The organism is Vibrio sp. V38_P2S17PM301, from assembly GCF_009904845.1.
Taxonomy (GTDB): domain Bacteria; phylum Pseudomonadota; class Gammaproteobacteria; order Enterobacterales; family Vibrionaceae; genus Vibrio; species Vibrio proteolyticus.
This window is the reverse complement of record NZ_WXWO01000068.1, coordinates 18,742-31,933: the sequence shown is the minus strand read 5'-3', so window position 1 is coordinate 31,933 and position 13,192 is coordinate 18,742. Positions and strand designations below refer to the sequence as shown.

Genomic DNA, 13,192 nt, shown 5'->3' with positions numbered 1-13,192 from the left:
CTATAGAAATAATTCGAATAGAACATTGTATTAGGTATGCACAATTTCATTCCATGGTTTGGAATGTGAACTGACTAAAAACACACATCATGGTCTTGCTTTTTACGTTGCTAAAGGTTCAACAGAAAATAAGTTAATAATAGGTGTTAAAATGTATGAATATGTAGATAAAGTTAAAGGTAAGAAAATAACAACGGGGTCGAACTCAGTTTCTACGAAGAAAAAATATGGTAATAGGCACCGCCAGAGAAGGGAAGTAGATATAAGTCAATTATATCCGTATAGGCTGGGTGGGGTAAAAAATGATAGTGGTACCGAAGTAAAAACAGGACTCATCGTAGTTGGTGATACTAACGGGGGAAGTCCCGTATCAGTATTACCAAACTGGTGGCCTCAAGGCCCTGCTAGGACTGCTGAAGATTTTGTTAGAGAAAACTTCGTGCAAGGACATTTATTAAATGAAAAATTAGGTGGGCCTGGTAATACTAGGCAAAACTTAACACCTCTCACGAGATCAACAAATAGCCAAATGTCAGCGAGCTTGGAGAGCCTTGCCAAGAAATACCTTCAACAAGGGTACGGTATAAAGTACTGGGTGCAAGCAGATTATTCTAGTACACCAACTGTTGCCGATGTAGGTGCGGCGCATTTGGACTACTCGGAGAAAATAAAACTTCAGCAATACTTAAATAAAATGCCAGGAAAGATATGGGGACAAATAACACTGTATGCAAAGAACCTGCAAGGGAACTGGCAAGAAATAAGTCAACACCTGCAACCGAAAGGGATCGAAGTGAAAAATGAAGGAGCACATCTAAAAGGAACATATATTTAATAAAAATAATGAGACAGATATCCAAAGGAAGATAGGCAATGAAAGGAATCCCTTAGATAAGGGAAAGACTAATTTAAAAGGATTGAAATATGTATACACAAATAGAGAAGTCGAAAGGAAATGAAAGTAGGATTGCTGCTAATTCAGTTGCTCAGAAGAAAAATGTTAAAAAATCATTCAGTCAGTCTACTGACAGAAGGGTGGTTGACACACGAAAGACATTTGGTGAAAAACCTCATAATTACTTCAAATCGAAAAACATCGTGCAGTTAAGGTATGGTGCAAGAACTAATATGAGGGGCGTTTCAGCTAGCGTAGCTCAGAGGGAAATGATAGCGGGAACAGACGTAGTCGTCGAAGGCGGGTATCCGGCTTTCGAAATGAACAATAAGAAGTATCACATAAATTATAGTGACGTAAAACATATAACTTGTGATACAGAAGGACGAACCCATTACTACTTTAAGGGCGAAGGCCAAGATATACAGGACGCAGTTGGACCAGGGAAGAAAAAACAAGGCAAAAAGCAAGTAAAATATAAATTTAGCGACCTGCCAATAAATGTCCAAAATTTCATTAAAGAAAATTATTACACCATTTTGCGTGTACAAGAAGAGGGGCAGATAAACGTCTGACTTTATAAGTGGCTAAGGACCGGAGAAAGACAAACGGCAACTAAAAAGAGAAAGCCGTGTGTTACCCTTTAAAAGGAGGAAAAAATAGAATACGAAAGCGAGCTTTTCTAGGCTAATCGTGTGAAGGAGAACCAGAGTATCACTACCCGGATAACCGTTGACAACCGCACGTAACCAACAAATTAGCCTAGAAGCCATACCCTATTATCATTGTATTTCGTGCTGTGTACGGCGCTCATTTCTTTGTGGTTATGATGCCAATACCCAAATAGTTACGAACACCGAAGAAGGTGGAAAGATCTCCATCTATTTTGCTGATCACATGCTGTGATTTACCAAGAAAGAAGCTTTAGATTGAATCATAGTGGGGCTTACTATGCCGTCGCCAGAGAGCTTTTTATGATTAACGATAATGTTGTCGCATACAAAAAAGAACATCAGCCCGATAAAGCGCTGAACAGTTGCTCCCAAACTGAATCTCTCCATAACAAGGACAATGCTTCCTTACTTACGGCCTACGCTCATTGGTGCGAAGCCATAATTCAAACCCGATTACAGCTCTATTTCGGTCAAGAGTGTTCTTACTCTTGCGTGCGAGATATTCCCCCTCCAACTGTGGCGAATCAAACTGGCACATTGGCGAATTTTGTAGTCAGCAATAAGCTTGATTTTGATGACCAAGTGTTATTAGCACTGGCATTGATGCCAACAGTGAAACCGCAAGTGCTTGATGTGCTCATGATGCGCAACGACAACATCGAGCGGCCCTATACCGAATTTGGTGGAACAGAGTTTAACGGCGCGATGGTGGCTAATGGTGAAACCCTGGCTTTCTTGTTAGGGGGGGAGTGCATTACTGCACGCTTAAAAATACAGGGCTGGTTGAGCCATGCGCTGTCGGGTGAGTTGAGCTCATTAAGCCAAGGGCAGCGCGCGATTGCCGCTGAACTAGATCAACCAGAGCACCCTCTAAGCAATCCATTAAAATTGCCGCTGATATTTAACGCCAATCACAATTCATTGCTGACGATAGGCCGGTCATGCAAAGCCGCGAAATGCGCGGGCTTTCCTGCCCGGTTGGTGGAATCAAAACACCACATTGAATCACTGGTATTGCCCGGCTCCGTACTCAAACATCTTGATGATATTTACGCATGGGCTGAGCATGGTGATACTCTGGTAAACGAATGGGAGATGGATCAGCACGTTCGACCCGGATATCGTGCGCTTTTCTATGGCCCTTCTGGTACGGGTAAAACCATGACGGCAGGGGCACTGGGGCGGCGATTGGGTAAAGATGTGTATCAAGTGGATTTATCTCAAATTCACTCTAAATATATTGGCGAAACCGAAAAGAATCTGGCCAGAGTGTTTGCCCTTGCTGAGCAAAACGACTGGGTGCTGTTTTTTGATGAAGCGGATGCCGTATTTGGTAAACGCACTCAAACCGGTAGTGCGAATGACCAGTTTGCCAATCAGAATGTCTCTTATTTATTACAACGTATCGAGTGTTTTGCTGGGCTAGTGATATTGGCATCTAATTACAAAGATAACGTGGATGATGCTTTTTTTCGCCGCTTTGAGACGATAGTGGAATTTCCAAGGCCAGAGCCTCAACAGAGATTGGCGATGTGGCAAAACGGCTTTTCGGTCAAAGCCGAGTTAGCTCACGACGTTGATCTAAACAAAGTCGCGCTCGACTATGTGCTTTCCGGGGCCTCTATTATGAATGTGATTCGTTATGTTTCCCTAAAGGCAATTTCTGAGTCGAGAAATGTTATTACACTCGCTGACATTCATGAGGGGATCGCAAAGGAAAACGGCACGGGCAATCGGCATCGCTGGTAGTTGATAGGGTAACTTAATATCGATGCAAAAATTCATGTTTAACGTATTAGCTTGAGTGGTCATCTGCTCAAGCTTTTTTGTACGGAATAAACCTTCCGCTTTTTCCTTGGGCGGGAAAGCAGCTCATGATCGTACAAAACCAAGGTTAACGTATTGAAAGAGAGGAACATAATACGCTGTCACGAGTTTTACCTATCACAACACAGAAAGTACCAATCAAGTGCGAATAACTGCCAAGTTGGTAAATCCTCTGCTGCATATAGTTTATTGAGCAAGTCTAGGAATACAGCTTGCTTTCGACCCGTATTGTTTCGGGAATACAACGACAGAGGTGAGGTAAAGCTATGTCAAAAGTTATTTTAGACGATATTACAACAGAAGATATTTCGAACGCAGTTTTCGCTGTATTACAAGCCAATGCAACATCGAGCGCTAGTACGAAACTAAAAACGGAAAATGCTTCTGCTAATGCAAAAGGTTTCCTGGCAGATCGTGTGGTGACAGAAGGGTATTTGGAAGCCAATAAATTTAGCTCGCATGAATACGACTTCTGTTTACGTGAGATAAACTTTGATCGCGCAGACGACGATTTATCATCATTCAGCGTTCAAGAGCTTGCCACTATGCTCGATCCAAACGGCTGCGATTTGGCTATGATGCCATTGATGATGTTTCCAAAACCACACACGAAAGGGGAAGCACAATCTGCCAAGCACAATATCGATGCATTGAGTGTGCGCAATCGGCTTAAAGGGCTGGGTTTACCTATCGATGTCACCATTTGGTTTAATAATGATAACCTCCTGGAGTGTGTTAATGACACCGATTTTATCGGCGAACTCACCAATGCTGGTTACTCGGTAGGTTATGTTGGCGGACAATCTTGCGAATGCCCTCAAGGTAATGGCACCGTACAAAACGGCGCCATTGTTCTTGACAATGTTCAGTGCGGCCCTAAAACACAAGCGGGACGTGGTATCCCAACTTTCGCTATTGGTGATAATAGCAGTGCTTGTAAGATCCGTTGGATCAAGCCTCAATAGTTTGTATCACACGCCATTACAGCAAGCAGGCCCACGTATTGTTCCGCTCACACAGGGCCTGCTTTTAATCTTTGTACTTTTGAGCTAATTAGACTTCCAGTTTCTACCAAGTTTCCCCAGCCTCTTACCAGACAGAACGTAACTTTATCCAATTCATACTGTTTCTGATTGTGTAACTTATCTTCATTAACTTTTTTGCGATATATACGCAATGCTCCACGTTGAATGAGGCGTTGCTAAGAGGGGGGATGGGGATGTCACAAATAAATGATCAAAGTCATGCTGAACCAACAATTGGTCACGCACACTCTGGGCAAACTGAAGATATGAATGGAGGGGATGAAGTTAGGGAAGTGGAATCAACGATGAATATGTCCATGAACCCAACGGTCTCCCCAAATGAGCCTTTAGCTCAGCAAAACCACGAATTTTTGCCGGGATCGTCAGTAACACAACCCAATCGACCCATTCAACGTGCGATTGGATCGGTAGAGGGGACTCTTGAAAATACAAAGGGTGAAGATGGTGATAGTGCACAGCTCACGCAGTTACAACATGACGAGGTTGGCAACAATTATATATATGCGGTAGGTGTGCTAAAGCCGGAGTTTCCAAACCAGGGCTTACAACAGGCGTTTTACAACGCGGCACAAACCCTGGGTGTGAGTGAATACGACTACTACACAGTGTTGAGTTACACCGATGACACCAAGCATCGGCCGTATTTTTATATCGCTGAGCAAATTCGATGGGTATTGACCATTCATGACAGAGACACCTACATACTTCAGCCTCGCGCAAAGGCTGAGTTGGTCAGCTTCATTGAGGCCTTGAAGCCACCTGAAAACAGTTTGTTATCGGTTTTATCGACGGCTGTTGGGATCATCGCTGAAGACCAGGCCTTAGATCATGGAGTGAACGCGGGGCTGACCAAGGTAGTGTGCAATCATTTGTTTAGCCAAACATTAGACAGTCTTCATCAGTTGCTGAAGGATAAAACGGGTGTCGCGACGGCCGTTATTCAGGATGTGTTAAAAGGCCTTGAATATCAGCCAAACGATGGTCGAAGTGATTTTAGTCGCGCTAAGAACTTTTTGGCGTACCGTTATCCAGAGCTGTATATCACCACAGATTTTCTTCATAAAGAGACAGTAAGCAACGACACTGGGTATTTTTTGGATGAGGTACATACCAGCTATACCGACTTGGCCTCACCACATGTGATTGTTGATTTGGTGTTCACATACAAAAACAAGCGAAAGGACACTGGTCTTAAGCCCGAAGTCTATTTTCATTGCAGCGTGGATGTGACTCATCAGTTTCCTTTTGTTAACGCGCCACTTCAAGAGTTTATGCCCCTCACTTTAATGGATAGCTAAACGAGCCAAGTAGGAAAAATAAGCTTTACGACTGAGTAAACATTACTTTCACAAAGTAAACCGATCACAAGGAGAATTTCATGGGCGTAAATTCATTTGAAGCCGCAACCAATGAGCGGTATGTCTATGCATTGGGCATTATTAGACCGTATTTGGCAACACGAGATTTGCAAAAGGAGTTTGATGCTGCTGCGAATACACTAGGGCTAGCCGATGACGACTACTATGGTGTTTTTAGTTACAGCGAAGGAACCAGCAGCAACGAAAGTCTGATGTTCAAGCCATATGCTTACATAGCGGAAAAAGCGAGCTGGGTGTTCACCATAAATGATATCGACACCTATATGATTGTGCCTAAATACGAGAATGAATTAGACGCGATTATTGAAGCACTAAACCAGCAAAAATATGACAAAACCGTTGCTCTTATCGGGTCTTTGCAGGAGGCGCATACAGCTGCGCAACAAAATGATCTCCTATTGCCGAATGTGCTTTGTAACCATGTGATAACACAGCCAGTAGGGCAAAAATCGCCCATTGTAATCAAAGCGAACGATGGCTTAACAGCGTCACGCCGAGCTTTAAACTATGTGGTGTACAACTTTGACTCATTGATCTCAGGCAAAATGGATATTGCCGGGCTGCTCATTGAAATCAACTATCAAACGTATTCAAAAGATCTGGGCCGGTCTCTGGTAGAGGTGATTCTCACCTATAAAAATCAAAATTTGGAAACCTTTTATTCTTGCGGCATTGATGTGACAGATGAATACCCATTTGTTGATTTCCCACTAAGAAATTTTGTACCCAAAGCAGCCTAATGAGGTAGGGATATGATGATAGATAAGCAAAAGGCTCAAGCTCGACAACCTCAACTGAACGTCGCCCAACGTGCATTGGAAACGTTAAGTGATTCAATAAGTGCCGACATCAGTTCAGATGCAGGTAATACATATACTGAAACTCAAGAATACATCTATGTCGTAGGCCATGTTAACGCTCACTTTCCCAACCTCAGTGTGGAAAAAGAGTTTTATTATGCCTGTGTTCTGACTGGCGTTGATGTGTCGAGCATTCAAGGTGTGGATGATGATGTTGCGCTGGCGAAGCTAAACCAGGACCACGACCTTAACACACTCTTGTTTAAAGGCCTCAGCCAGCCCGAAAATGAATATGTGGCAAGGGAAATGAACTGGTTGTTGAGTAATGTCGACAATAACGAGGTTTATACGTTAATTACCGATTCAGATGACAGCCTGCGTCAGTTTATTGCATCACTAGGTTTAGACACTCAGCCAGTAATCCTAGTTGGACAAATGATGCAAGACGGTAGAGTACTTGTGAGCAACCTGATTCCCTGCGACTCTACGGCGGTGAACAAACAGCACTTGGAGTCGCAGAACAACAATATGAAAGAGCTGGTGGAAGAGATCCGTTCGCTCAATAGCAACAATGGCATTCGCAATGAAGATAGGGCGCTAAACTATACGTTGTACAACAATAAGAAGGTGTTTAGTGAATCATATAATCTTTGCTACAACCCTAATCCAAGCGGGCCCAACCCGAATGGCTATCAACTGGTGAATGTCGAAGTCGTCACCAATTGGAGCGGTGATAGGTTGGTTTCTAAACTGATATTTAACTATCAGGGGATCAACACCGGGGCTAAACAAAGTTGGTATTCTACCGTGGATGTCACAGGGGAATACCCGTTTACACTGACGCAGTGGCAACGGTTTTTACCCCAGTATTAGTTACTACGTGAAATGTGACATCCCCACGTTATATGGCTCTTCGACTAACGATATCAGTGGCCCTCAGTTTTCCGACATGACAATTTCCACGACAATAACGATCAGTCGATCATGGAAACGATTTTTTTGGTTAAAGTGCTCGGTCGTGAGATCGAGCAAATTCTCGCTGAATAAACCAACCACCGATAAAACAACAGCGCGGGCGTCTCAATATTGCTTGCTCTACGGTTTACTATCAGGAATCTCGTAATCTGCCTAGCATGCCAGATGATCAGCGTGTCCACCCCTCCAACATGTAAACCCTTGCTTTCGTAACAGATAACTCGTTTTTGCCCCAAAACGATTTTGCGGCATAGTTATAGTTTGTTGTAGTGCGCCTAGGTTGAATTAATATTTCTTATGAATTGCGCCTGTTTTGTCGAAAGCTTCTCTGTCAATCATCACATCGTTTGCAGCTTTTCTTCTTCTCTTAACGTGAGAACCTCATATCCTGTACTAGTGACAAGTACTGTATGTTCAGATTGAGCTGAGAGTTTTTTGTCTCTAGTGACCACCGTCCAACCATCTTTTTTGGTTTTTATCTTAGCAGTACCTTGATTCACCATTGGTTCGATAGTAAAAATCATGCCCTCTTTTAATGTGAGTCCACTATTTGGCTGACCGTAATGAAGTACCTGTGGTTCTTCATGCATTTCACGACCTATTCCATGTCCACAATATTCCCTTACGATACTGTATCCATGGGATTCTGCATGTCGCTGTATCGCATGACCAATGTCACCAAGTTTTACCCCAGGTTTTACTTGATTAATACCTTCCCACATAGCGTTATAGGTTGTTTTTACCAGTTGAATAGCAAGCGGTGATGCTGAAGGCATTACATACATTTTACTTGAATCGGCAATAAATCCATTCTTTTCTAGAGTAATGTCTAGGTTGATAATATCGCCACTTTTTAAAATCTCAGTCTCTTTAGGAACTCCGTGGCACACAACTTCATTAATCGATGAATTTAGTACATATTGATAATCGTATTGTCCTTTACTTGCAGGTCGAGCATTGAGTTCATTTACAATATACTGTTCAACTTTATTATTAATATCCATCGTAGAGATGCCAGGTTGGACGTATTCGTCGAGCATCTTAAAAACTTGCGCAAGTAACTTGCCGGATTCTCGCATTAACGAAATATCTTCTTCAGACTTAATCATTACTTGACTATGCATCACAATGTTCTTCAGTTGTTGAGATGTTTGTAGCGGAAACATTCGCGGATTGCATCAGATTCGCCATGATTTGATTGAATGAAAGTTGAGGATGTAGCTCAGCCAACATGCCCATTTTGATCCAAAACTCTGCTTGTGAGTTTATCGAACGTGACATGACCGAACTTGCTTTACGAAGTTCTTCATGCAGTTCTTCTGAAATTTTAACAATACCCATAGATATACGGTTGATATGCGAAACATATACGCATTGTATTTTTTAGAGATTGTAGTGTCAAATCTGTCGGAGATTATAGGATCTCATGATGAAGTTGATATGTATCCATTGACTCACTTTTGCCCCATTATTGGCTAGATTTCGAACTCATTCATATCCTGTTAATGACCGTTTGCCCTATCAAAAGTTATCCAACTTTACAATGTTGTTTGCGGTGAATCACCGCGATGTATTATTACGGCGTAAAATCCCCCGTAACTAATAGGTCTACTTAGCAAACTTGATAAATCATCCTTTAATAACTATGTTGCATATCATATTGTTCCATTCAATATGGTATTGATTTAACGATTATTAAGGAAACTAAATGGCTGAGTTAAATGTAAAGTTAAAAAACTGTTATGGCATTCCTGAATTAGAGTACGACTTTAAGTTTTCCGGAGGAGGCAGCAAAGCTTTCGCTATATATGCCCCTAACGGCTTAATGAAAACCTCATTTACAAAAACTTTTGATGCGATAAGACAAAACAAACAGCCACAAGAAGAAAGGTTTCAACGTCCCTCCACTGCCGATATTCAATTTAAAGACGCCCCTATAGACCCTAAATCGATCTATGTTCTTAACTCAAATATACACCTAGATTCTGACGATGAATCTGTTACAAATCTACTAATCAATAGGGATAGTAAGGAGAAATATGACTCCCTAGTCAAAGACTTAGAAGACGCAAAATCTAAAATGCTTTCGAAACTTCAAAAACTTTCGAAGGTAAAAAAAGCGGATGTTGAATCGACTATCCGAAAAGATTTTCCAGCTAAGTCATTCATAGATTCACTTAATAAAGCGATAGCTATTAAAGCTACATTTTCATCGGATAGAGTTTTCTATAGTGACGTGTTTCACCCAAAGGCAGTTGAAGTCCTTGATAGTCCAGAATTCGTTTTAAAGGCGAGAGAATTTCTTGAACGCTATGATGATGTCTTCAAATCTAGTGGTGGCTTGTACCTGAAGGGCGTTTTTAACCCTAATCAGGCTGACGCTAGTTGTGATGCATTGGAAAAAAACGCATTTTTCGATGCTGGACACACTATAAAAATTAATGGAGATACAGAAGATATTGGCCTTGATGATTTCAAAGACAAGATCAAGAAAATAAATGTTGAAATCGATTCTGACAACAAACTGAGCACACTAAAGACCAAATTAGCCAAAAACGCACAATCGTTAGCAATCCAAACATTACTTGAATCATCTAGCTCTAGCGAGGCGGAAACCCTAATCACGAACTTAAATCCGGGTAAACGCGATTGGTTTAAACAAGAGCTTTGGCGAATGTATATACAAAACTGCCCTGAAGTAGAGCTGTTTTTATCATGTTGGGAGTCAAACAAAGAACAAATTCAAATGCTAGAGGAAGAAGCTGCGAAAGAAGCACCTCAGTGGTTAGATGCAATAGAGCTTTTTAACTCTCGCTTTGTAGATATGCCTTTCAAATTGGGCTTGTTCAATCAGGCAGACGCAATACTAGGCAAGTCAAAAGCCGTATTAAAATTCATTTTTACAGACAAGGAAGATCGCTTAGAATGCCAACGTCATGAGATTTCGTCTCTTAGTCAAGGTGAACGACGCGCTCTTTATTTACTTAGCTTTATATTTGATGTCGAATATAGAAAAAGGGAGTCTCTCGAAACAATCTTCATAATTGATGATGTGGCAGACTCTTTCGACTATAAGAACAAACATGCGATTTTGCAGTACCTCGATGACCTAACGAAAACAGAGTTTTTTCATCAACTCATTTTGACTCACAACTTCGACTTCTACCGTTCTCTATTGCAATCTTTTGTTAGCGATAAACGATGCTTAATGGTCAATAAATCTGAAAACTGCTTAGAACTTGTTAAATCGGAAGGTGTACGAAACATCTTTGTCGGGCTATGGAAAGGAAAAATCACCAGTAGCAATTCAATCCTTTATTCTTGTGTACCATTTTCTCGTAACCTAATCGAATTTACTAAAGGGACCGATGATGATGGCTATAGACTCTTAACTAAGTTATTGCACTGGAAGCAAGGAACAGCCGAAATAACGGTTGGGCAATATTTCGAAGTATACAATCAGTTGTTTTCAACCGAACACAAACCAAAGAATAGCGATATTAGTATGCTCGAAATACTTTTCGATACTGCTGACAATATCGCTAAGCAAACTAATCATGAAGGTGTAAATCTTCAAGACAAAGTGCTTTTATCGATAGCCATACGAGTTAAAGCAGAGAAGTTCATAACAGAAGAACTAAGAACTGTTAAGGGTGATGAATACTGGAGTTCCCAATTTGCATATGGGAAACTGCTGAGTAAAGATTATGAACCTCAATTTCCAGAGTCACCACATCTTTCTACGTTAAAAAAAGTCAGTGTAACGGTTTGCTCTAATATCCATTTGAATTCATTTATGTATGAACCAATTTTAGATCTATCGCTAATTCATCTTGTCGAACTATATAACGAGGTGAGTAGTCTGAAATAAGAGGACATATGCCCTTGAACCGCACCATCTTGACTGGTCGCTGCGTTAAGTGACTTTGCCATACCTGTAGTTATGCATCAATTCACTAATGTTCAATTTTCCTAGCTCGTTTATGTCCATCTACGAGCCAGCAACGCCCTGTATGGTTCTCACACAACCATACAGGGGCTTCTTTACACGCGTTGGCTTAGTCGAGTTCTATCCAGGTGGATTTGATCTCGGTGTACTTTTCCAGTGCGTGAAGAGATTTATCGCGGCCATTGCCACTTTGTTTGTAGCCGCCAAATGGCATGGTCATGTCGCCGCCGTCCCAGTTGTTCACAAATACAGTGCCTGCGCGTAGGGCACGTGAACATTTTACTGCGGTTGAAATGTCGGATGTCCAGATCCCGGCTGCGAGGCCATATTCGGTATCGTTGGCGAGCTGGATGGCTTCATCAATCGAATCAAATGTGGTGACACTGAGAACCGGGCCGAAGATCTCTTCGCGGAAGATCCGCATTTGTGGTGTCACGTTGGTGAACAGCGCCGGGCGGATAAAGTAACCGCCGCTTTCTGTTAATACAGTGTCGCCGCCGTAGGCGAGGGTTGCACCGTCCTGTTTGCCAGCTTCAATGTAACTCAATACGCGCTCATATTGCGCCTGATCGACAATCGCGCCGACCCGGGTGCTGTCATTGAGTGGATCGCCCGGTTGCCACTGCTGCATGGCATCGATCACTTTGGCAATAAACGTCTCTTTAATCGAGGAATGCACCAACAGGCGTGAACCGGCGGTGCACACTTCCCCCTGGTTGTAACAGATAGCGGCGGCGGCGGTGGCTGCGGCTTTGTCCATATCTTTTACATCATGGTGGATAATGTGCGGGCTTTTCCCGCCACACTCCATAAAGGCTCGTTTTAGGTTCGATTCACCGGCGAAGCTGAGTAGTTTTTTACCCACCGCCGTCGAGCCGGTAAAGGTAATGCAATCCACGTCCATATGTAGCGCCAGCGCCTGACCAGCTTCATGGCCAAAACCAGGCAGCACCTGCAAAACCCCATCAGGAATACCCGCCTGGCTGGCCAGCTCCGCAAGCAAAATGGCCGTCAGCGGTGACTTTTCAGATGGCTTAATGATCACCGAGTTACCGGTAGCCAGCGCCGGACCAATTTTCCATGCTGCCATTACGGTCGGGAAATTCCACGGTACAATGGCTGCCACTACACCGAGCGGCTCACGGGTGACCAGCGCCAAAGCGTCATCGGTAACAGGCGCGACTTCATCGTACATTTTGTCGATCGCTTCTGCGTTCCACTGAATACAACGGGCTGTTGCGGGGGCATCGTAACCAGAAGCGTCCGAGACGGGTTTTCCCATGTCCAACGACTCAAGCAGCACAAACTTGTCGTGATGCGCGTCAATCAACTGCGCGTATTTGAGCATGATGGTTTTGCGCTCAGCGGGCGGAAGACCGGCCCAAACACGTGATTCGAATGCGTCACGCGCGGCTTGAACTGCACGATCAACATCGGTCTGCTGACAGCGAGCGACCTCAGCCAGCGCTCGCCCGGTCGCGGGGTTAATGATGGTAAAGGTGTCCCCGGAAGTCGCGTCGCTCAATGCGCCATTGATAAACGCCTGTGTAGAGAAGGTCAGCGTCTGCGCTTTGTCATGCCATGTCATAGTGTCCATTTTATGTCCCTGTTCCTTTCCTTTGTGGGTTAATTGGGGTGGAAACGGTG

General features: G+C 43.0%; 11 protein-coding genes. 8 read left to right on the top strand and 3 right to left on the bottom strand.

The features are described from left to right. Nucleotides 1–151 precede the first annotated feature (151 nt). From CAG64_RS15100 to CAG64_RS15070, 7 genes are all read left to right on the top strand, one after another. The gene (locus tag CAG64_RS15100) at nucleotides 152–835 is read left to right on the top strand and encodes a DNA/RNA non-specific endonuclease (RefSeq protein WP_161488670.1); all 684 of its coding nucleotides are present in this window, start codon (nucleotides 152–154) and stop codon (nucleotides 833–835) included. Nucleotides 836–924: 89 nt separating this feature from the next. Then, nucleotides 925–1,470, top strand: a complete 546-nt coding sequence (locus CAG64_RS15095) for a hypothetical protein (RefSeq protein WP_161488669.1) — start codon at nucleotides 925–927, stop codon at nucleotides 1,468–1,470. Between the two features lie 399 nt (nucleotides 1,471–1,869). Then, nucleotides 1,870–3,318, top strand: coding sequence for an ATP-binding protein (locus tag CAG64_RS15090; protein WP_161488668.1), 1,449 nt, complete (start codon nucleotides 1,870–1,872; stop codon nucleotides 3,316–3,318). Nucleotides 3,319–3,662: 344 nt separating this feature from the next. Further along, a complete protein-coding gene (locus CAG64_RS15085; protein WP_161488667.1) occupies nucleotides 3,663–4,361 on the top strand; it encodes a hypothetical protein in 699 nt (232 codons plus the stop codon). 248 nt (nucleotides 4,362–4,609) lie between these two features. Next, the gene (locus CAG64_RS15080; RefSeq protein WP_202600998.1) at nucleotides 4,610–5,740 is read left to right on the top strand and encodes a hypothetical protein; all 1,131 of its coding nucleotides are present in this window, start codon (nucleotides 4,610–4,612) and stop codon (nucleotides 5,738–5,740) included. 80 nt (nucleotides 5,741–5,820) lie between these two features. Next, a complete protein-coding gene (locus CAG64_RS15075) occupies nucleotides 5,821–6,561 on the top strand; it encodes a hypothetical protein (protein WP_161488666.1) in 741 nt (246 codons plus the stop codon). Nucleotides 6,562–6,573: 12 nt separating this feature from the next. Continuing rightward, a complete protein-coding gene (locus CAG64_RS15070; RefSeq protein WP_161488665.1) occupies nucleotides 6,574–7,494 on the top strand; it encodes a hypothetical protein in 921 nt (306 codons plus the stop codon). Nucleotides 7,495–7,934: 440 nt separating this feature from the next. Here the strand turns inward: CAG64_RS15070 and map are convergent, their stop codons facing one another. After that, nucleotides 7,935–8,720 (bottom strand): type I methionyl aminopeptidase, encoded by a 786-nt coding sequence (gene map / locus CAG64_RS15065; RefSeq protein ID WP_161488664.1) that lies wholly within the window; start codon nucleotides 8,718–8,720, stop codon nucleotides 7,935–7,937. Further along, nucleotides 8,713–8,937, bottom strand: coding sequence for a ParD-like family protein (locus tag CAG64_RS15060; RefSeq protein WP_047101829.1), 225 nt, complete (start codon nucleotides 8,935–8,937; stop codon nucleotides 8,713–8,715). Before CAG64_RS15060 ends, map begins: the two co-directional genes overlap by 8 nt. 367 nt (nucleotides 8,938–9,304) lie before the next feature. Between CAG64_RS15060 and CAG64_RS15055 the strand changes: the two genes are divergently transcribed. Then, entirely contained in the window at nucleotides 9,305–11,467 is a 2,163-nt protein-coding gene (locus tag CAG64_RS15055; RefSeq protein ID WP_161488943.1) for a hypothetical protein, read from the top strand. A gap of 187 nt (nucleotides 11,468–11,654) precedes the next feature. Here the strand turns inward: CAG64_RS15055 and CAG64_RS15050 are convergent, their stop codons facing one another. Further along, on the bottom strand, nucleotides 11,655–13,142 hold the full coding sequence (locus CAG64_RS15050; protein ID WP_161488942.1) for an aldehyde dehydrogenase: 1,488 nt from the start codon (nucleotides 13,140–13,142) through the stop codon (nucleotides 11,655–11,657). Nucleotides 13,143–13,192 lie beyond the last annotated feature (50 nt).